This window comes from Paraburkholderia sp. Ac-20347 (assembly GCF_017104805.1).
In the GTDB taxonomy this organism is placed as follows: domain Bacteria; phylum Pseudomonadota; class Gammaproteobacteria; order Burkholderiales; family Burkholderiaceae; genus Paraburkholderia; species Paraburkholderia tropica.
This window is the reverse complement of sequence record NZ_JAAGPN010000066.1, coordinates 17,846-37,936: the sequence shown is the minus strand read 5'-3', so window position 1 is coordinate 37,936 and position 20,091 is coordinate 17,846. Positions and strand designations below refer to the sequence as shown.

General features: G+C 66.7%; 19 protein-coding genes and 1 pseudogene. 11 read left to right on the top strand and 9 right to left on the bottom strand.

From position 1 onward, the window contains the following. Nucleotides 1-375, bottom strand: a pseudogene (locus G3N97_RS15405) (phosphoribosyltransferase family protein); the annotation flags it as partial. A 285-nt stretch (nt 376-660) separates the two neighbouring features. Here G3N97_RS15405 and G3N97_RS15400 point away from each other — a divergent pair. Next, entirely contained in the window at nt 661-882 is a 222-nt protein-coding gene (locus G3N97_RS15400) for a hypothetical protein (RefSeq protein WP_065065512.1), read from the top strand. A gap of 39 nt (nt 883-921) precedes the next feature. Here the strand turns inward: G3N97_RS15400 and G3N97_RS15395 are convergent, their stop codons facing one another. Beyond that, nucleotides 922-1,776 (bottom strand): LysR substrate-binding domain-containing protein, encoded by an 855-nt coding sequence (locus G3N97_RS15395; RefSeq protein WP_205994024.1) that lies wholly within the window; start codon nt 1,774-1,776, stop codon nt 922-924. Between the two features lie 146 nt (nt 1,777-1,922). On the opposite strand from G3N97_RS15395, the gene G3N97_RS15390 reads away from it, so the two are divergent. Together G3N97_RS15390 and phnX are read left to right on the top strand one after the other, a co-directional pair. Beyond that, nucleotides 1,923-3,107 (top strand): 2-aminoethylphosphonate--pyruvate transaminase, encoded by a 1,185-nt coding sequence (locus G3N97_RS15390; RefSeq protein WP_241030604.1) that lies wholly within the window; start codon nt 1,923-1,925, stop codon nt 3,105-3,107. 71 nt (nt 3,108-3,178) lie between these two features. Further along, nucleotides 3,179-3,982, top strand: a complete 804-nt coding sequence (phnX, locus tag G3N97_RS15385) for a phosphonoacetaldehyde hydrolase (protein ID WP_205994023.1) — start codon at nt 3,179-3,181, stop codon at nt 3,980-3,982. Nucleotides 3,983-4,004: 22 nt separating this feature from the next. Here the strand turns inward: phnX and G3N97_RS15380 are convergent, their stop codons facing one another. Beyond that, nucleotides 4,005-5,012, bottom strand: a complete 1,008-nt coding sequence (locus tag G3N97_RS15380) for an asparaginase (RefSeq protein ID WP_241030603.1) — start codon at nt 5,010-5,012, stop codon at nt 4,005-4,007. Nucleotides 5,013-5,495: 483 nt separating this feature from the next. Here G3N97_RS15380 and G3N97_RS15375 point away from each other — a divergent pair, with 483 nt between their 5' ends. Further along, a complete protein-coding gene (locus tag G3N97_RS15375) occupies nt 5,496-5,813 on the top strand; it encodes a YnfA family protein (RefSeq protein ID WP_027814707.1) in 318 nt (105 codons plus the stop codon). Between the two features lie 22 nt (nt 5,814-5,835). Here the strand turns inward: G3N97_RS15375 and G3N97_RS15370 are convergent, their stop codons facing one another. Continuing rightward, nucleotides 5,836-6,279 carry a thioesterase family protein gene (locus tag G3N97_RS15370; RefSeq protein WP_065065507.1) on the bottom strand — a complete coding sequence of 148 codons (444 nt, stop codon included), beginning with the start codon at nt 6,277-6,279 and terminating at the stop codon, nt 5,836-5,838. A 424-nt stretch (nt 6,280-6,703) separates the two neighbouring features. Between G3N97_RS15370 and G3N97_RS15365 the strand changes: the two genes are divergently transcribed. Beyond that, a complete protein-coding gene (locus tag G3N97_RS15365; protein ID WP_205994021.1) occupies nt 6,704-11,110 on the top strand; it encodes an ATP-binding protein in 4,407 nt (1,468 codons plus the stop codon). Between the two features lie 18 nt (nt 11,111-11,128). Here G3N97_RS15365 and G3N97_RS15360 read toward each other — a convergent pair whose 3' ends face one another. Further along, a complete protein-coding gene (locus G3N97_RS15360; RefSeq protein ID WP_205994020.1) occupies nt 11,129-11,314 on the bottom strand; it encodes a hypothetical protein in 186 nt (61 codons plus the stop codon). Nucleotides 11,315-11,506: 192 nt separating this feature from the next. Between G3N97_RS15360 and G3N97_RS15355 the strand changes: the two genes are divergently transcribed. The 3 genes from G3N97_RS15355 to G3N97_RS15345 all read left to right on the top strand — a co-directional run bounded on the left by G3N97_RS15355 (nt 11,507) and on the right by G3N97_RS15345 (nt 12,982). Next, nucleotides 11,507-11,827 (top strand): hypothetical protein, encoded by a 321-nt coding sequence (locus G3N97_RS15355; RefSeq protein ID WP_205994019.1) that lies wholly within the window; start codon nt 11,507-11,509, stop codon nt 11,825-11,827. Between the two features lie 53 nt (nt 11,828-11,880). After that, nucleotides 11,881-12,444 (top strand): cupin domain-containing protein, encoded by a 564-nt coding sequence (locus G3N97_RS15350; protein ID WP_205994025.1) that lies wholly within the window; start codon nt 11,881-11,883, stop codon nt 12,442-12,444. Between the two features lie 130 nt (nt 12,445-12,574). Then, nucleotides 12,575-12,982: a PRC-barrel domain-containing protein gene (locus G3N97_RS15345; RefSeq protein ID WP_205994018.1), complete on the top strand. Its 408-nt coding sequence runs from the start codon at nt 12,575-12,577 to the stop codon at nt 12,980-12,982. A gap of 189 nt (nt 12,983-13,171) precedes the next feature. Here G3N97_RS15345 and G3N97_RS15340 read toward each other — a convergent pair whose 3' ends face one another. The 3 genes from G3N97_RS15340 to G3N97_RS15330 all read right to left on the bottom strand — a co-directional run bounded on the left by G3N97_RS15340 (nt 13,172) and on the right by G3N97_RS15330 (nt 15,362). Next, nucleotides 13,172-13,609 (bottom strand): Fur family transcriptional regulator, encoded by a 438-nt coding sequence (locus G3N97_RS15340; RefSeq protein WP_241030598.1) that lies wholly within the window; start codon nt 13,607-13,609, stop codon nt 13,172-13,174. A gap of 287 nt (nt 13,610-13,896) precedes the next feature. Next, nucleotides 13,897-14,082 carry a DUF6515 family protein gene (locus G3N97_RS15335; RefSeq protein WP_205994016.1) on the bottom strand — a complete coding sequence of 62 codons (186 nt, stop codon included), beginning with the start codon at nt 14,080-14,082 and terminating at the stop codon, nt 13,897-13,899. A gap of 389 nt (nt 14,083-14,471) precedes the next feature. Continuing rightward, complete coding sequence (locus G3N97_RS15330; protein WP_205994015.1) at nt 14,472-15,362, bottom strand: DUF2092 domain-containing protein; 891 nt, start codon at nt 15,360-15,362, stop codon at nt 14,472-14,474. 372 nt (nt 15,363-15,734) lie between these two features. Between G3N97_RS15330 and G3N97_RS15325 the strand changes: the two genes are divergently transcribed. The 3 genes from G3N97_RS15325 to G3N97_RS15315 are packed head-to-tail and all read left to right on the top strand — an operon-like array spanning nt 15,735 to nt 19,252. Beyond that, nucleotides 15,735-17,177 (top strand): MFS transporter, encoded by a 1,443-nt coding sequence (locus G3N97_RS15325; protein WP_205994014.1) that lies wholly within the window; start codon nt 15,735-15,737, stop codon nt 17,175-17,177. 24 nt (nt 17,178-17,201) lie between these two features. Continuing rightward, nucleotides 17,202-18,398, top strand: a complete 1,197-nt coding sequence (locus tag G3N97_RS15320) for a CoA transferase (protein WP_205994013.1) — start codon at nt 17,202-17,204, stop codon at nt 18,396-18,398. Between the two features lie 2 nt (nt 18,399-18,400). Then, nucleotides 18,401-19,252: a citryl-CoA lyase gene (locus G3N97_RS15315; RefSeq protein ID WP_205994012.1), complete on the top strand. Its 852-nt coding sequence runs from the start codon at nt 18,401-18,403 to the stop codon at nt 19,250-19,252. A gap of 43 nt (nt 19,253-19,295) precedes the next feature. Here the strand turns inward: G3N97_RS15315 and G3N97_RS15310 are convergent, their stop codons facing one another. Next, entirely contained in the window at nt 19,296-20,057 is a 762-nt protein-coding gene (locus G3N97_RS15310; protein ID WP_205994011.1) for an IclR family transcriptional regulator, read from the bottom strand. Nucleotides 20,058-20,091 lie beyond the last annotated feature (34 nt).

The window sequence follows — 20,091 nt, the reverse complement described above, 5'->3', positions numbered from 1 at the left end:
CCCCGCGACCGGGATCGCCGCGCGTTCGCCGCGATAACGCGCCTCGCGTCGCCCGAGTTCGATACGCGCGAGCGCCAGCGCGCTCTGCAATTGCGCCTCGCTCACGCCGGCTTCGCGGATCAGCGCGTCGTTCACGTATTGCGCGCCGTTCGAGGAGAGCGCGCCCATCGCGAGTTCAGGTTGCCACGGCGTGCCGAGCTTGCTCACGGGCAGCACGTCGAGCGGCACGCCCAGCGCCTGCGCGACCTCGAAGGCGACCGGCACGCCGCCGCGCGGCAGCGCCAGCGCGACGACGTCGCGGCGTCCGGCATAAGACGCGAGTTGCGCCGCGAGCAGGCGGCCCGCTTCGCGGCGATCGGTGAAAGGGCGTTCCATAAACTGTTCCTGTCGATCGGCGCACTGGCCGATCCCGTCCACACACTGGGCGGAACAATCCGTTCAGTGTGCCACTTGTTTGTCATACGCGCCGGTCGCGGCGTCGAGCACCTGCGTTAGCCCGACGACGGCGTGATTTCACCCGCGCCGCGATCCACGGCGCAAAGCGCGCGCGCAGCAAACGTCTCCCGCCGCGCGCTCATTTGCATACGCGGATTTCTCGTTTGGCGCGGCGCAATCGCATGGTTACGATGAGCCGTGCCTTTCACCGACGAGGTCCACGCCATGTCCGAATCTGCCTGTTTCTCGCCCCGCGTCGTCGAACCCGTCGAGGCCGATGCGCCCGACGGTCTCGGTCTCGCACTGGAGCTGCGGCTCGTGCGTCCGATCGACGGCATCGAGGGCCGCGCGCTGCGCATCCATTTACGGCACGGCGCGCGCATGGATCAGGCGGAAACCTTGCGCGACCTGCTGCACGAAGTCGGCGCCGATATCGTGGTGGCGTAGCGCCAACCGAACACCCACACCGCACTCATCCCGCGCCGCTCAATCGAGCGGCGTGTCGAACAGCGCATCGAGCAGATTCGACGACGAATCCGCGAGCCGCGTCAGCGACTCGACCATCCGCACCTGACAGTCGACCAGCGCGATCGCGCGGATGCGCCGCGACTCGCCGAACTCCGCGCCCGCAATGACGCCCGCGCCCAGTCCCTGCGCGATAGCGGTCTGCAACGCCTCGCGGCCGTCCACATACAGCACGGGATGCACCTGCAATCCCTTGCGCACCAGTTCCGCTTCGAGCAGCTGCTGCGTGACCGAATGCGCCTCGCGAAAGATCATCGGCTCGCGGATCAGATCCTCGTAGGTCATGCGGCGCTTCTTCGCCGCCGCACTGTCCGCAGGCACGACCGCCACCAGCGGCTCCTCGCGCAGCACGCGCGTTTCCAGCCGGCTATGCACCTGATGCGCCGCCGTGATCGCCGCGTCCACTTCACTCGCCAGCACGCGGCGCATGCATTCCGTGGCGTTCGCGATGGCGAGCTTCACCACCACGCCCGGATAACGGCGCCGGAACGCGCCGACGAGCTTGATCGCGAGATCGGGCGCGTCGGCGACCAGCGCCAGTTCGCCCGATTCCAGCGCGCCCGCCGATTCGAGCAGCCGCCGCGCGGCGCGCTCGCCGCCGACCATCTGCCGCGTGACCGCGTAGAGCCGCCGCCCGAGATCGGTCAGCTCGACGCCGCGCGGCGCGCGCTCGAACAGCTTCACGCCGAAATCCTGCTCCAGCCGCTTCACGTGGTCGGACACCGCCGGCTGCGTGAGCGAGAGCGCCTGCGCGGCGCGCGAAAAACCGCCGTGCTCGGCGACCGCATGAAAGGCCCGCAACTGCGCGTACTGCATGGCTGATTCTCCTTCGCGCACATCATCGAAAATTCATCGAACCGCCTTAAAACGGTCATCGAGTATCCATAAGTTCGGCTGATACTGCCATCGATTATATCGATTTTACCGATGGGTTTCATTCGCGTACCGTAGCGGCATCCAAGCTGACGATTGACTGGAGCACCGCCTTGAACACCCCCGCCGATCCGTACCTGCTGACGCCCGGCCCGCTGACCACAGCCGCCTCGACCAAAGCCGCGATGCAGCGCGACTGGGGCTCGTGGGACGCCGATTTTCGCGCGATGACGGCGCGTCTGCGCGCCGCGCTGCTGGCCGTCGCCGGCGATGAAAACGGCGACTACGACTGCGTGCCCCTGCAAGGCAGCGGCAGCTACTGCGTGGAAGCGATGCTGGGCAGCTTCGTGCCGCGCAACGGCCACGCGCTGGTGCTCGCCAACGGCGCGTACGGCAAGCGCATCGCGACCACGCTGCGCTATCTGGGCCGCAGCCACACGGTGCACGACACGGGCGATTACCTGCCGCCGCGCGCCGCCGACGTCGATCGCCTGCTCGCCGCGCACGACGACATCACGCACGTCGTGGTCGTCCATTGCGAAACCAGCTCGGGCATCCTCAATCCGATCGAGGAAATCGCGGAAGTCACCGCGCGCCACGGCCGCCGTCTGCTGATCGATTCGATGAGCGCGTTCGGCGCGGTGCCGCTCGACGTGCGCACGTTGCCGTGCGAAGCGTTCGTGTCGTCGGCGAACAAGTGCATCGAGGGCGTGCCGGGTTTCGGCTTCGTGATCGCGAAGAAAAGCGCGCTGCAAGCCGCGAAGGGCAACAGCCATTCGCTCGCGCTCGATCTGCACGACCAGTGGGACGTGATGAACCGCACGGGCCAATGGCGCTTCACGCCGCCCACGCATGCGGTCGCCGCGTTTCTCGAAGCGTTGCGCCTGTTCGAAATCGAAGGCGGCCAGCCCGGACGCCTCGCGCGCTACACGCGCAACCGCGACGTGATGGTCGACGGCATGCGCGCGCTCGGTTTCGAGCCGCTGCTGACCGAAGCGTGGCGCTCGCCGATCATCGTCACGTTCTTTTCGCCCGCGCATGAGTCGTTCAGTTTCGAGCGTTTCTACGAGCTGATGAAGGCGCAGGGTTTCATCATCTATCCGGGCAAGCTGACGAACGTGGAGAGTTTCCGCATCGGCTGTATCGGCGCGCTCGACGAGCACGTGATGCGCCGCGTGGTCGACGCGTGTGGTCAGGCGCTGCGCACGCTCGGCGTGCCCGATGGCGCACCCGCGCACGCTTCGCTCGATGCCCGCGAGGCGCTTGCGGCCTGAACGCCGAAGTCCTTGTTTCAAGCACTCTTTCTTGCCGCGCAGCGATCTGCGCATCTTCAGGATTCACGACTATGCAACACGTCAAGGCAGTGATTTTCGACTGGGCAGGCACGGTGGTCGACTACGGTTCGCGTGCGCCCATGGGTGCGTTCGTCGAAACCTTCGAGGAATTCGGCGTGCCGATTTCGATCGACGAAGCGCGTGGCCCGATGGGCATGGCCAAGCGTCCGCATATCGCGGCGCTGATGGCGCTGCCGCGCGTCGCGCAGGCGTGGAAGGAACGCTACGGTCACGTGCCGGGCGACGCCGATATCGACGCGGTCTACGATGTGTTCGTGCCGCGCAACGTGGCCGTCGCTGCGCAATACAGCGACGTGATTCCGGGCGTGGCCGCCGTGACGAAGCAGTTGCGCGCCGATGGCGTGCGCATCGGTTCCACCACGGGCTACACGCGCGAAATCATCGACCAGATCGTGCCGGGCGCGGCGAAGCAGGGCTTCGAAGCCGACAGCATCGTCTGCACCGGCGACACGCCCGAGGGCCGTCCGTCGCCGTACATGATCTATCGCACGCTGCCGCAACTGGGCGTGTGGCGCGCGCGCGATGCGATCAAGGTCGACGACACCGAAGTCGGCATCGAAGAAGGTCTCAACGGCGGCACCTGGGCCGTGGGCGTGGCGGTGAGCGGCAACGCGTTCGGCCTGAGCGAGGACGAAGTGCACGCGCTCGCGCCCGACGAATTCGCGCTGCGCCGCGCGGCGGCGATCGAGCGTCTGCGCGCGGCGGGCGCGCACTACGTGATCGACAGCGTCGCCGATCTGCTGCCCGTGGTCACGGAGATCGAGACGCGTCTTGCGCGCGGCGAGCGCCCTTGATGCGTCGACTTACTGAGCGCGCTCAGTAAGTCGCGGCAAACGCCTTCTGCACCTGCGCGGGCGCGGTGACGCCGTTCGCGATCAGCAGTTGCGTGAGTATGCGCGCTTTCTGCGGGTTCAGATCGAGCGAAACGGCGAAGCCGCTGGTGTCGTCGTTGACCTCGACGTTGCGGTTCACGAAGCCCGATCCCACACGCGTCGAGCGCACCACCACGATGCCCTGTTTCGCGGCGCGTTGCAGCGCTTCGAGTGCGCTCTGCGACGTGTTGCCGTCGCCGACGCCCGCGAGCACGATGCCTTTCGCGCCGCTCGCGATGGCGTTCTCGACCGGCACGCCATCCATGTTCGCGTGCGAGTAGACGATCTCGACGCGCGGCAGTTGATCGCCGGAGGGCAGGGTGTATTTGTGCGCGTCGGGCTGGAATGCGGGCGTGAGAAAGCGCACGCTCGCCGGATCGACGTAGCCGATCGGGCCGCTGTTCGGCGAGACGAACGTCTGCACGCTCGTGGTGTTCGTCTTGGCCGTGCCGCGCGCCGACTGGATGGTGTCGTTGAGCACGACCATCACGCCGCGTCCGCGCGCGGACGGACTGGCCGCCACTTCCACCGCTTCGTAGAGATTGCTCGGGCCGTCGGCGCTCGTGGCCGTGGACGGCCGCATCGAGCCCACCAGCACGACCGGTTTGTCGGTATGCAGCACGTTGTCGAGGAAGAACGCGGTTTCCTCCAGCGTGTCGGTGCCGTGCGTGATGACCACGGCGTCGGCTTCGTTGTGGTCGAACAGCGCCTTGATGCGCCGCGCGAGCGCGAACCAGACCTTGTCGTTCATATCCTGCGAACCGATGGACGCGACCTGCTCGGTGCTCAGCCGCGCGAGCTTGTCGATGCCGGGCACCGCCTGCACGAGTTGCTGCGCGCCGACCGCACCCGCGTTATAGGCGTTCGCGGCGCGCGTGTCGGCCTGGCCCGCGATGGTGCCGCCGGTCGCGAGCACGGCGACGCGCGGCAGGGCGGCCGTGTCCTGCGCCATCGCCACGCGAGCGGGCAGCAGGGCGGCAGCGGCCGCCAAAGCGGCAGCGAGGCAACGGGCGTAAATGGCATTTCGCATGATCAGCATGATAGTTTTCCTCGGCGATCGATAATTGATTATTAAAACGACCACTGCGAAATTTCATTATTCGCCATTCGTCATTAAATTCAAATCCGGCTTGCGAAATAATTGCTTTTTATTTGCGATTCAATGCGATCGGCATGGATGCGAATTAGCGTTGAATGCAGCGCTTTGCCGCGATTTTCGGCCATTATTCGAATAATTGAAATCGATTAAATGATTGGTGATGCGAGGGTCGATTTAAATCCGCAACAACGGGAAAATCCGTTGATGGATATGCAATGCCGGAATGGAGTCTTGCGAATCGAACAAGAGTCGCTTGATTCAGTCGTCGCGGATCATGCCGCCAGTCTTGCGCCCGCTGCGCTACCATGAGCGCCTTTTGCGCCCTCAACGCCGCTCATGAAGACGTTTCTGCTTTTCGTCGTTACCGCTCTGGCCGAAATCGTCGGCTGCTATCTGCCGTATCGCTGGCTGCGCGAAGGCGCGAGCGCCTGGTGGCTCGTGCCGGCCGCGGCGTCGCTCGCGCTGTTCGCGTGGCTGCTCACGCTGCATCCGAGCGCGGCGGGGCGCACGTATGCGGCCTATGGCGGCGTCTACGTGTGCGTGGCGATTCTGTGGCTGTGGGGCGTGGAAGCGATCCGGCCGAGCCCGTGGGACTGGGCCGGCATCGCCTTCACGCTTGCGGGCATGGCGCTGATCGCGTTCCAGCCGCGTTGAGCGCGGGCGCTCAGATCGGCGTTCAGACCAGCGAGTTGACGCCGGGAAATTTCGCGCGGAAGGCGGGCGGCATCGGCACGACCTTCTTGGCCTCGTAGTCGAAGAACACGAAGCCCGACTTCGCCATGGCGATCAGTGCGCCGTCCGTGGGACGGGTGATGCGGAAGATGATGTCGCCGCCGTACTTGTTGAAGTCCATGATGCCGACTTCGAAGCAGAGCTGGTCGCGCGCGTAGGCTTCGGCGCGATAGGTCGTCGCGAGGTCGGTGACGATGATGCTCGTGTGCGCGTCCTTCATGTCTTCGATGCCGGCGTCGAACAGGAAACGCGCCCGCGCTTCCGAAATCATCGAGATCATCGAGTCGTTGGCGAGGTGGTTCGCCGAGTTGATGTCGGTGACGCGTACGGTGAGATGCGTCGAATAAAAGTATTGGTCTTCGGGGAAGTGGAGCTCGATGCGGGCCATGGCGCAATGCGGATAATCGAATAAGAAAGGCTTCGCGGCGGGTCGTCCATGCCGCGTGTCTCATCCACGGCGCCCGCGCGCAAGCCGGGATTGTAGCGGGTCGGCGTGCGCGAGCCTATGCGCAACCGCAGTTCTGCGCGCTCGCGGGCGTTTTGCAAGATCGTCGGCATTCGTCGGACAAATAGGGCCGCCGTCGCACAGCCCGTCGCGCGGGGCGTTCGCCGCGACGAATCGCGCACCGGGCGCGCAAATTGCTCATTGACGGATTGCTCGCGAAGCGCTTCCCGCGCAACGCTGCCCGTTCGTCGCGCCACGCCATCACTGATCAGCACGTCCAGCACGCGCGCGCACGAAGCCAGCATGCCGCCGAGATGGGCCCACACCGGCGCCCACACCGCGCCTACACGCTTCCGCGGGAGTGTCCATGACGTCTGAACGGAACGACGATGCCCAGGCTCCGATTCCGGCCGCCCGCGCGGCCGTGAGAGAGGGCGTGCGCCCGGCGCTCCAGCCGAACGCGCAGTTCGTACCGGCAAGTGCGGCAAATATTGCACAGCAGGCCGCCGGCACGCTGGCCACCATGGCCACGATGGCCGAACTCGTGCACCGCTACGATTGGTCCGCGACGCCGCTGGGCGCCAGCGCGGCGTGGCCGCACAGCCTGCAGAGCGTCGTCCGGCTGATGCTCGCGTCGCGCTACGCGATGTGGCTCGCCTGGGGGCCCGATCTCACGTTTCTCTGCAACGATGCCTATCGTCCGACGCTCGGCGCGAAGCAGCAGTTCATCGGTTTGCCCGCGCGCGAAGTCTGGGCCGAAGTCTGGACCGAGGCCGGTTCGCGCATCGAGCACGTGCTCGCCACCGGCGAAGCCACGTGGGACGAAAGCCTGCTGCTCTTTCTCGAACGCAATGGCTTCAAGGAAGAGACCTATCACACGTTTTCATACGGTCCCGTTCACGACGACAGCGGCAGCGTTCAGGGCATGCTCTGCGTGGTCACGGAGGAGACGCGGCGCGTGCTGTCCGAGCGGCGGCTCGCCACCGTCGCTCAGTTGTCGGGGACGGCGCGCAACGCGCAGTCGGTGGCCGAGGCCTGCGCCGAGATGCTCGCCGCGCTCGACGGCAACCGTCACGATCTGCCTTTTGTCGCGCTCTATCTGCTCGATGCGGACGGCGTCAGCGCGCGCCTCGCGGCCACCAATCACGTCGGCGCGTCGCCATTGCCCATCCGGCTGAATCTCGACGATGCCGCGCCAGGCAGTCTCGCCGCCGCGCTCGCCGAGGCGTCGCGAGCGCCGCACGACGACGTGCTGTTCCAGACCACGGCGCTCGACGGCGTGCTACCCGCCGAATCGGCGTGGCCCGAACCGGTGAGCCGCGCGGCGATCTCGCCGCTTCGGCGCCGAGCGCCAGGCGCGCCAGGCGGGCAGGGCGCGGCGACCGATCACGGCGCACGCCACGCCACGCTCGGTTTTCTCGTCGCGGGCGTGAGTCCGCGTCTGCTTTTCGACGACGACTACCGCGCCTTCATCGGCCTCGTCGGATCGCAGGCGAGCAGCATCGTCGAAGGCGCGCGCGCCGTGGAAACCGAACGCGAGCGCGTCGAGCAACTGGCCGCGCTGGACCGCGCCAAGACCACGTTTTTCTCGAACGTCAGCCACGAACTGCGCACGCCGCTCATGCTGATGCTCGCGCCGATCGACGATCTCGTCGCCGCCGACCGCGATCCCGCGCGCCTCGCGCTGTTGCGCCTCGCGCGCCGCAACGGCCATCGCTTGCTGCGGACCGTCAATTCGCTGCTCGATTTCGCGCGCATCGAGGCCGGGCGCAGCGACGTCGGCTACGAAGCCACCGATCTCGCGCGCTACACGCAGCACGTCGCGAGCACGTTCCGCTCGGCGATCGAGCGCGGCGGACTCGCCTACCGCGTGCAGTGTCAGCTCGACGAATCGGTCTACGTTGACAGGCCGATGTGGGAAAAGATCGTCCTCAATCTCTTGTCGAATGCGTTCAAGTTCACGCTCACGGGCCGTATCGGCGTGAGTCTCGCGCGCGATGGCCAGTGCGCGGCGCTCACGGTGGAAGACAGCGGCACGGGCATTCCGGCGCACGAAATGCCGCGACTGTTCGAGCGTTTTCATCGCGTGGAGGGCACGCAGGGGCGCACGCAGGAAGGCTCCGGCATCGGCCTCGCGCTGGTCCAGGAACTCGTGAAGCTGCACGGCGGCACGATCGAAGCGACGAGCGAGGCGGGACGCGGTTCGCGCTTCACCGTGCGCGTGCCGCTGGGCCGCGCGCATCTGCCGGCCGAACGCGTGCGCGAGCCGGGACCGGACGCGCCGCGCGGCATCGACATCCTGCGCAATGGCGACGCACAACTGGCCGCCGCGTTCGCCGCCGAAGCGGCGGGCTGGCTCGGCACCTTGGCGCCAGGCGCGGGCGAGACGAACGGCGAGGGCGCGCAACACGGCGTCGATCCAGCACGCGCCGACGCTGCCGCCGCGCCCGCATGGTCGGCGGGTCTGCGCGACCGGCGTTTCGCGCTCACGTTCGGCTCGCGCATCCTGCTCGTCGACGATAACGCCGACATGCGCGCCTACGTCGGCACCTTGCTCGCGAGCGCGTGGCAGGTCGAACTCGCCGCCGACGGCGCCGAAGCGCTCGAACGCGCCCGCCGCACGCGTCCCGACCTGATCCTCGCCGACGTAATGATGCCGCGCCTCGACGGCTTCGGCCTGCTGGCCGAAGTGCGGCGCGACCCGGCGCTGCGCGACGTCCCCGTGATCCTGCTTTCGGCGCGCGCGGGCGAGGAGGCGCGCATCGAAGGCCTCGACGCGGGCGCCGACGACTATCTCGTCAAGCCGTTTTCGGCGCGCGAACTGGCCGCGCGGGTGGGCGCGCTGCTCGAACGCACGCAGATCCGCCACGCCAACGAGCAGTTGCTCGAACTCGCGCTCTCGAGCATTCAGGACCAGTTCTTCATGCTCGACGAAGACGCTCGCATCACGCTCGCCAATCCGCAATTCCTGGAGATGACCGGCGTGAGCGCGCCGCAGGCGCTCGGCCAGCGCATCGTCGATGTGTGCCCCGAGGCGAACGGCAACGGCTTCAACGAAGCGCTGCGGGCGGCGCTCGAAGCGGGCGCGGTGCAGCAGTTCGAAACCTGGTGCGCGCGGCGCGCACGCTGGTACGAAGTGCGCATCTATCCGGCCGCGCATGGCGCCGCCGTGCTGCTCTCCGACATCAGCGGACGCAAGGCCGATCAGGAAGCGATCCGCGTGCGCACCGCGCAATTCGAAACGCTGATGAACGAAGCGCCGCTCGGCGTCTATCTGATCGATCGCGAACTGCGCATCCGCGAAACGAATCCGGGCGCGCAGGCGTTTTTCGGCGACGCCGCGGACCTCACCGGCCAGGACGTGGGCGCGCTGATGCGGCGCGTCTGGCACCCGCGCTATGCGGACGAAATCGTCGCGATCTTTCGCGACACGCTCGCGACCGGCGCGCCGTATCACACGCCCGAACGCAGCGAGCCGCGCCTCGACCGCGAGCGCGTCGAGTGCTACGAATGGGAAGTGCATCGCACGCCGCTCGCGGACGGCGAATTCGGTCTCGTCTGCTATTTCCGCGATATCTCGGCGCAGGTGCGCGTGCGTCAGCAACTGGAGGAGGCCGATCAGCAGAAGGACGCGTTTCTCGCCACGCTCTCGCACGAACTGCGCAATCCGCTGGCGCCGATCCGCAGCGCCGCCGCGATTCTCGATTCGAAGTCGCTGACGCCGGAGCAACTGGCGTGGGCGACCGATGTGATTCGCCGACAGGTCTCGCATATGTCGGGCTTGCTCGACGATCTGCTCGATCTCGCGCGCGTGACTTGCGGCAAGCTCGATTTGCGCCGCGATGTGGTGAATCTCGGCGGCGTGATCAAGACCGCCGTCGAGGCGTCGCGGCCGCTGCTCGAACGCAAACAGCACACGCTCACCGTGCATGCGCCGCTGCCCGACGTGCTGATCGACGCCGACGCGTTGCGGCTCGCGCAGGTGATCTCGAATCTGCTCAACAACGCGGGCAAATACACCGATCCGGGCGGCCACGTCGAACTCGCGATTCAGGTGGAGGGCGCGACGATCGAACTCGTCGTGAAAGACGACGGCATCGGCCTGCCGCCGGACGCCGACGAACGGCTCTTCGCCATGTTCTCGCAGATCGACGCGCGTTCGCCGCGCGCCGAAGGCGGACTCGGCATTGGCCTCGCGCTTTCAAAAGGACTCGTGCGGCTGCACGGCGGCTCGATACACGCGCGCTCCGACGGGCCGGGGCGCGGCAGCGAATTCCGTATCGTGCTGCCGATCGTGGTGCCCACGCTGCGCTCGCGCGCCGTCGTGGACGACGCGCATCAGCCGGCGAGGGCGGCGCGGCGCGTGCTCGTCGTCGACGACAACAAGGACGCGGCCGAGAGTCTCGCGCTGCTGCTCTCGCTGTCGGGCCACGAGGTGCGCGTGGCGCACGCCGGCGCGGCGGCGCTCGAACTCGCGCTCGTGTTTCATCCGGAAGCCGTGCTGCTCGATCTCGGCATGCCGGGCCTGAGCGGTTACGAAGTGGCGCGCGCGCTGCGCAGTTTGCCCGATACGCAGGACACGGTGGTGGTGGCGCTCACCGGCTGGGGGCAGGACGAGGATCGCAAGCGCACGCTCGACGCGGGCTTCGACTGGCACATCACGAAGCCCGCCGATCCCGATGAAATCCTGCATCTGCTCACGCGCTCGCGCAGCGAACTCGTGAGCGTGCGCAACGCGGCGCACGGTGCGCGCGCGCCGCAGCGGTTGTCGTAGTCCGCGATCGTCGTAGCGTTAGTCCATTGCGCGTTCGGGCGGCGCGTCGGAAGGCGGATCGCCGAGCGGCGGAGGCGGCGGCACGTCGCTGTCCGGAACGGGCGGCGGCTTGCGCTGAGGCGTTTCGGGCTGTCCGGGCTCTTCGGTCGGCAGATGCGCGTGATACGGCGCGTGATACGGATGAGCAGGGAAGGCGTGCGGCATAGGCGGCTCCGGGTATTCGTCGAGCGCAGGCGTGGAAAGAAGTGCACGCCGGCGAAGCGCGAGATAAAAGGATGACGCAAGCGTCGTGCCGGGTTGTCCGGTTCTCGCCCGGTCGCAAGCAAAAAGCACTGCTGGAACGCGGGTTGCGAACTCGACATGCGAGGCAGCAACCCGCACCAGGAGGTCGATCCGATGAAGATCCGCACCATGCTCATTGCACGCGCCTTGCCCCGATTGGCATGCGCTGCGATCGTCGCGACGTCGATGCTGAGCGGCATGCAGGCGCACGCGCAGGGCGATTCAAATTCGAATGGCGCGAACGGCACACGCAGCTCGGGGATGCCCGCGAGCGGCGTCAACGGCGTGTATCCGGCGCCGATGCAGGGCGTCGAGCCGGGCGTGGCAGCGAGCGGCGCACGCGCGACGCGCACGGCGAATCGTGCGCCGCAACGGCATGCGCACACGATGTCGAAACATCCGGCGAGCGGGGCGTCGGCGGCTGTCGGCGAGTGAAAGAACCCATGACAGGACCAGTGATCATGCCATTGACACGCGGTTTGGCGCGCATGCGCGCGCAGCATCATCGGCACGATGAACATCGCGGCGAAGTGAGCGCCTCGGCGCACGACATCGACGCGTTCATCCTGCAGCCGAATGGCTGGGTGCCGAATAACAGCCGACTGCCGGTGATCGTCTACCGACACGCGTTCGACGCCGACGCGCCGAAACTCGTCGAGCAGATCGAAACGCGTTTCGCGCATCACGCGTGGCCCGTGCAATGGCGCAACGGCGTGTTCGACTTTCACCATTTTCATTCGACGGCGCACGAGGTGCTGGGCGTGTTCGCGGGCGCGGCGGAAGTGATTCTCGGCGGGCCGGGCGGACGAACGGTGCGCCTCGCGGCCGGCGACGTGCTGCTGTTGCCGGCGGGCACGGGCCACTGTCTTTTGTCGCGCACGGATGCGTTTCAGGTGGCGGGTGGCTATCCCGCCGGTCAGCAGTGGGACATCCGACGCGACGCGCTCACGTCCGACGAATTGCGCGCGATGGCGGCGCTGCCGTTTCCGGCCAGCGATCCGGTTTATGGCACAAGTGGGCCGGTGATCGAGCGTTGGGTGTCGCAGGCTTAGCGCTCAATAGCGTGCGGTTTGTCGCGTGCTGCTTGCCCATCTCACGGGCACGGCAGTTGCGTTTTGTTCCTCGCTCTCGCCAGGCGGCGCCACGCGCCGCGCTAACGACAATCAATAGAAGGAGGAAACCATGAACCGACGCGCCATCTCGCTTGCCGCGGCGATCGCCAACGCGGCTGTTTTCACCGGTGCGCTGGGCAGCGCGACGCTCGTGCATGCCCAGGGCGCGCCGCAATCGATCGCCGTCCAGCGCATGGCGACGGTCCAGTCCGGCACGGGCTTTCGTGCATCCAAACTCGTCGGCTCGAATGTCTACGACAACAACGGCAGCAAGATCGGCTCGATCGACGACATCGTGCTCGAATCGCCGAACGACGGCGCATTTGCGATTTTGTCCGTCGGCGGCTTTCTAGGCATGGGCGAACATCTCGTGGCCGTGCCGTTCAACGATCTGCAGATCAGCGCCAAGCAGATCGTGCTGCAAACCGACAAGACCGCGCTCAAGGCGATGCCGGAGTTTCATTACGCGAAGGATTGAGGCTGAGGAATGGGCGCTCGACACGTCTGGTCACGTCGCGAAAAATGTCGATAATTTATGTTATGTAAAATCACAAATTTGCCGTGAGAGACGTAGTTCAAACCTCTCCCGCACGTCTTCCATCCGCGTCCAACCTTACCCAGCCGCCCGATTTTCGCCTCGGGCGGCCTTCTCACATCGTTTGACGCGTTACGGCCGACGGATCAAGCCGTGCATCGCGCTCGAGCGACGCACGCTCGATTCCAGCGACGCCTCACAGTGCGCGCAGCGTCCAAAGATCACCAGACTCGCGCTCGTGTAGCGGAAACCGCGCGCGCCCGCGATCGTCTCGTGCTGCGACTCCAGCTCGGTATCGTCGATATCCGAGACCTCGCCGCAGTCGTTGCAGACCAGATGCGAATGACGCGTGCCGCGATTGAGTTCGTAGACGACGCGCTGCTCGCCGATCCACGCGTTCGTGATCAGGCCCGCTTCGAGCAACTGCGACAGCGCCCGATACACGCTCGCCAGGCTGCATTGCTCCGTATCCGGCGGCACGCGCCGGAAAACCTGATCGGCGGTCATGTGCTCATTCGGAAATTCGTGGAACAGCCGAAGCACCGCGACGCGACTCGAGGTCGGACGCATACGGGCTCGCTTCAGGTCGGCATAGATCGCTCTCATCGCATCGGCACACTTTTCATACGTGGCCGATAGTCTCGATTGCCGTTGCTTAAGGCTTGCTTAAGGCCCTGTGAGTCGAAGCATTTTGCGATGAGGGGGCCATTACACGGCTTTACCTGGCGGCGGTCTTGGCGCCCTGCTTTTCGTCGAAAATTTCCGTTAAATCAAAGCACTATGAGCGATTCGGCGCGTGAAAAACAAACGGCCGCGCCAGATGCGGCGCGGCCGTTGTCGGGCGCATCGGGAGCGCGTCAGCGCGGCGGAGAAACCACCACGTACTGCACCTGCGCGCCGATGTATTGCGGCTGATACCACGTCGCGCCGCACTGCTCGTAAGTCGTGCCGCCGATCACGACGGCGGAGCACGACGGCGGCAGCGTGGCGACCATCGAGCCGACCACGGCGGCCGTCACGCCCACGGTAACGGCGGCAGCCACCGGATCGACGTACCAGCCACCGCCCCAATAGGGAGGCGGCGGAGGCGGTGGCGGAGGTGGCGGCCCGGGCGGATGCGGTCCAGGTCCAGGTCCAGGTCCGGGCGGATGAGGCTGCGGCCCGGGACCCGGCCCCGGCGGATGCGGTTGTGGACCGGGCCCCGGTCCAGGCCCCGGATTAGGATGCGGACCCGGCTGACCGCCGTTGTGCTGCACGCCGCCGCCGTTGAATCCCGGCCGTCCATGAAACTGCCCGCCGCCGCCAAAATTGCCGCCGCCCATCGGGTGAATGCTGGTCCGCGCCATTCCGCGGAACGCGAACGCCGCCGGCGCGGCCAGCGCCATCGACACGGCGAGACCCGCCGCAATGGCCCGTTGCGTATGTCTGTTCATCATTCCGCCTCCTGATAAGGCGGGCGGTCCGCGGGCTGCATCTCGATCTGCCGCGCGCCCGGACGCGGACGGAACACAAAGGTCGACGCCGCGAAAACCGGATTCAGCTTCCAGTGATAAGTGACCTCGTGCCGGGGCCGCGACGGCTGCGTGGTGTCGGTGATGATCATCTTGCACGGCAGTTGCCGCCGCCCTGCTTCGATCCACAGCTCCCAATCGGCGCCCGGCTGCCGGTAGGCGTAATGCGTGCAGATGCGCGTATCGACTTTCTCCGTGCCGAGCGACTGCGCCGAGCTGATCGCGAGATCGTCGGTTTTGTCGGCGCCCCAGTAGAACAGGTCGGCGAGCGGCGTTTCGACATGCCACGTCACGGCCAGATCGCGCACGAGTTCGTCGAGCGTCGGCGGCGCGTCGCGGCGCGCGTAGTAGCCTTTTTTCTCGTTGAAGATCGTGAAGCGATGGCCGTCGTAGACCATGCCGCGCACGTTGCCGTTACCGGTGATGTCGGCGCGCATGCGGTCGGGCCGCTTCACCTTGAGCACCGTATGGCGCAGCAGCGCGGCGTTCTGGCCGTTGTCGAGCACGACGTCGGTGACCGTGTCGGCGTCCACCTGGAAGGTGCGCAGCGTGCGCAGATACGCGCCCATGGCGTCGAGCGCGTCGGTGGCCTGTTCGTCGATGGCGGGCGTGTCGCTGCCGCCGGTCTCGCTCGTGCCCAGATCGACGAGCGGTGAAGGGACGTTCGATTGCGCCGGCACGTGTTCGCCGCCGTTGTCCTGATGGGCGCAGCCGGCGAGCGCGAGGCCGCCGGCGAGTGCAATCGAGATCGACAACGCGAGCGAAGCAGGCGCCGCTCGCGCGATGACTCCAGGGAAGACTCTCTTGTTCACATCGTCTCCTGACTGAAAGTTCGCCGGATTCGACCGCCGGTGCAAGTCGTTGCGCGCGCAGCGACTGACGTCCTGGGTCGGCGAAACGCTGGGCCGTTGCAGGCGATGTCGCAAGCCTCTTCGTGCCTTGCGTGCCTCGCGTCTCGTATCGACGAGCTTACCAGCGCAACGTTTCTTCGTCCCCCCAATGCGCCGCCCTCGCCCTGCGCGCCGGTTTCCCGTTTGCGTTCGCTCAGTAAAAGCCCTGGTCAGTCGAGGTCCGGACGCGGGGTATCATGCGGCTCATCCATTTTTAGAACGTCGTTCTATCAGATAGAACGTCAAGAACGAGACAGCCCGATGTCCGTGTCCCGAGCTCAGGAGGAGCCCGCCATGTCCAGTTTGCCGGTCGGCGCGACGCACGAGTCGCTCCGGGAATCCGTCCCGCCCGCGAGCGCGGCGCAGATCAACGCGCGCATCGACCGCCTGCCGGCCGCGCGCGCGGTCTGGACGCTCGTCCTGCTGATCGCGACAGGCGGATGGTTCGAGTTCTACGACCTGTTCTTCACAGCCTACGTCGGTCCGGGGCTCGTCAAGAGCGGCCTTTACTCGACCACGACCGCTTCGTTCTTCGGCTTCTCGGGGCTGGGCGCGTTCGTGGCGGCCTCGTTCGCCGGGCTGTTCATCGGCACGTTCTGTTTCACCGGACTCGCCGACCGCTATGGCCGCCGCACGATGTTCACGGCGTCGCTGCTCTGGTATTCGGCGGCCACCTGCGTGATGGCGCTGCAGACGTCCGCGCCCGCGATCAACCTGTGGCGGCTGATCGCGGGGATCGGCGTGGGTATCGAACTGGTCACCATCGACACCTACGTGAGCGAGCTGGTGCCCAAGCACATGCGCGGACGCGCGTTCGCCTTCGTGCATCTCGTGCAGTACACGGCGGTGCCGACGGTCGCGCTGCTCGCGTGGTGGTTCGTGCCGCGCGCGCCGCTCGGTTTCGACGGCTGGCGCTGGGTCGTGATGTTCGGCGCGGCCGGCGCGCTGATCGCCTGGGCGATCCGCCGCAACGTGCCCGAAAGCGCGCGCTGGCTCGCGCAACGCGGACGCCACGAAGAAGCGGCGCGCGTGCTCGCGAAACTCGAAGCGAAGATCGAGGCGCAGACGGGCCGCCTGCTGCCCGCGCCGTCGCTTGCGACGGAAAGCGCGAGCGCCGCGCCGCTGCGCAAGGCGCGCTTCAGCGAGATCTGGCAGCCGCCGTATCGCCGCCGCACGATCACGTTGCTCGTCTTCAATCTGTTTCAGGCGATCGGCTTCTACGGCTTCGCCTCGTGGGTGCCGACGCTGCTCGTCTCCAAGGGCGTGACGATCACGCACAGCCTGCTCTACGCGTTCGTGATCGCGGCGTCGAATCCATTCGGCCCGCTGATCGGCATGGCCATCGCCGACCGCATCGAACGCAAGACGCTCATCGTGCTCTCCGCGCTCGCCATCGCCGTCTTCGGTTCGCTGTTCGCCACGCAGACTTCGCCCGTCATGCTGATGGTGCTCGGCGTGCTCATCACGCTCGGCGGCACGCTGCTCTCGGTCGGCTATCACGCCTACCAGGTCGAACTGTTTCCCACGCGCATGCGCGCCACGGCGGTCGGTTTCGTCTATTCGATGTCGCGGCTGTCCGCGATGTTCTCGGGCTTCATGATCGCGTTCGCGCTGCGCCATTTCGGCGTGCCGGGCGTCTTCGCCCTGATCACGGGCGCGATGGTCGCGGTGATGGCGGCGATCGGTCTGTTCGGCCCGCGCACCAACAACCGCTCGCTCGACGATATTTCCCATTGAACTGAACCAGAGGCTGGAATCACGATGTTGCCTTTAGCAGGAATCCGCGTTCTCGATCTTTCCAACGTGCTGGCCGGGCCGTTCTGCGCGTATCAGCTCGCGCTGTTCGGCGCCGACGTCACCAAGGTCGAGCATCCCGAAGGCGGCGATCTCGCGCGCCGTCTAGGCGCCGACAAAGACGCCGCCGCGCGCAACATGGGCGCGTCCTTCGTCGCCGTGAATGCGGGCAAGCGCTCGATCACGCTCAATCTCAAGGACCCGCGCGGCAAGGCGATCCTGCTCGATCTCGTGCGCGATACCGACGTACTCGTCGAAAATTTCCGTCCCGGCGTGATGGATCGTCTCGGTTTGGGATTCGATCAGCTATCCGAAGTCAATCCGCGTCTGGTCTATTGTGCGATTTCCGGTTTCGGCGATTCCGGCGAACTGTCGCCCCGCCCCGCCTACGACCAGATCATTCAGGGCATGGCCGGCGTGATGAGCGTGACGGGCGACGCCGAAAGCGCGCCGTTGCGCGTGGGCTATCCGGTCTCCGATACGGTCGGCGGCCTGACGGCGGCGTTCGGCATTTGCGCGGCGCTCGTCGATGCGCGCACGAGCGGGCGCGGACGCCGCCTCGACGTGTCGATGCTCGAAGCGACGCTCGCGACCATGGGCTGGGTCGTGTCGAACTATCTGAACGCGGGCGTGGAGCCGGTGCCGATGGGCAACGAAAACTTCACCGCCGCGCCCTCGGGCACGTTCGCGACCGGCGACGGTCTGCTCAACATCGCGGCCAACGAAACGCGTCAGTTCGAGAGCCTGTGCGCGGTGATCGGCCGCCCCGAACTGTCGGGCGATGCGCGCTTCGCCGCGCGCCATCTGCGCAAACAGCATCGCACCGAATTGAAGGCCGAAATCGAAGCCGCGCTCGCCGCCGACAGCGCCGCAAACTGGGAAGCGCGGCTGCTCGCGCAAGGCGTGCCGGTCGGCCGCGTGCTGTCGGTGCCGCAGATCCTCGCACATCCGCATCTGGCCGAGCGGCAATTCGTGCGCGAATTCGCACCCGCGAACGGCGAGGCGGCGCAGCGCGTGACGCGCGCGGGCCTGCGTCTTTCGGACGGCGACGCCGCCCCTGCCGCGCCCGCGCCCGCACTCGGCGCGCACACACGCGAAACCCTTGCACAACTCGGCTACGACGCCGCGCACATCGACGCCCTGCGCGCCGAAGGAGTCATCTGAACATGAGCACGACGAACACCGACCTCGCCGCCCTCTGCGCCGATTACTGGCGCACCTCGATCATCGACATTCATCCCGGCTCGATCGCCGTGCGCGGTTTTCCGATTCAGGAGCTGATCGGCCGCGTGAGTTTTCCGCAGATGATCTGGCTGATGCTGCGCGGCGAGCTGCCCAGCGACGATGAAGCGTCGCTGCTCGAAGCGGCGCTCGTGGCCTCGGTGGATCACGGTCCGCATGCGCCGTCGATTGCGATCTCGCGCATGGCCACGAGTTGCGGCCTGCCGCTCAACGGCGCGATGGCGTCCGCCATCAACGCGCTCGACGATGTGCACGGCGGCGCGGGTCAGCAGGCAGTGGAACTCTATGCGTCGATTGCGGCGCGGCTCGATGCGGGCGCCGCGCTCGACGAAGCCGTCGAAGCAGGCGTCGATGCCTTCGTCGCGGAAAATGGCAAGTATCTGCCGGGCTTCGGGCACCGCTTTCATCCGGTCGATCCGCGCGCCGGACGGCTGCTCGAACTCGTCGATGCGCGCGTGGAATCGGGCGCGATCCACGGTCGTTACGCGCTGATCGCGCGCGGCGTTGAAGCGCTGCTCAAGCGCCGAAAAAACAAGCCCGTGCCGATGAATATCGATGGCGTGACCGCGGTGATTTACGCGGAACTGGGCTTCGCGCCTGAACTCGCGCGCGGCGTGTTCATCCTCTCGCGCGCGGTGGGGATTCTGGCGCATGCGTGGGAGCAGCGCGGACGCGGCGAGCGCAACAAGGGGCCGATGCCGCGTCAGATCGACTATGCGTACACCGGCGCGCCGGAGCGTCATCTGCCGGATGGCGCGCAGCCGCGCGAGGGCTGAGCTTTCCGCATTTGAACGCGGTTTTGCGCTGTTAATCGCGCGTTTACACGCCCTGCGCGTGCGCTTGACGGGCCGCGCGCAGCGCACGCGAGTCGCCGCCGAATGCGTCGGTGGCGCGCACGGCGCAATCGAACAGCGCATCTAGATTCGTTTCCACGAACGCGCGGTCAATGCGCGAACTCGGTCCCGCGAGCGTGATCACGCCGCGCAGCGCATTCTGCACGCCGAACACGGGCATCGACACGCCCGACGTCTCACGATCGCGCTCGCCGATCGACATGCAATAGAAGTCGCGCCGAATCTGCTCGAACGCCTCGCCCGGTTCATGACCGAAGGCGAGCAGCGCGCGTCCGCCCGAACCGGTTTCGAGCGGCAGCACGTCGCCCTCGCGCACGTGATGGCGCACGACATGCATCGAATCCACGCGATGCAGACACACGCGCACCGCGTTGTCGCGCACATAGAACGACACGCTCTCCCCACTTTTTTCCATGAGTTCGCGCATCAGCGGCAGCAGGATGTCGCCGAGATTCAGACTGCGCTGATAAAGCGCGCCGAGTCCGAACGTGGCCGGTCCGAGCTGATAGCGGCCGTCTTCGAGCCGCAGCAGCAGGCGATGCTGAATGAGCGCGCCGGCGAGGCGCAGCAGCGTGCTCTTGTAGAGCCCCGTGCGCGCCGCGAGTTCGGCGAGCGTGAGCGCCGCGTTCTGCGGGCCGTCTTCGGGACGGAAGGCGAACAGGATGGCGCACGCGCGGTCGATGACGGCGACGCCTTCTTCCTTCTTGGGCGGTTGTTCCGCGGGCATGTCGGGCGATGAAAGGCAAGCAGAGAAGCCTGAA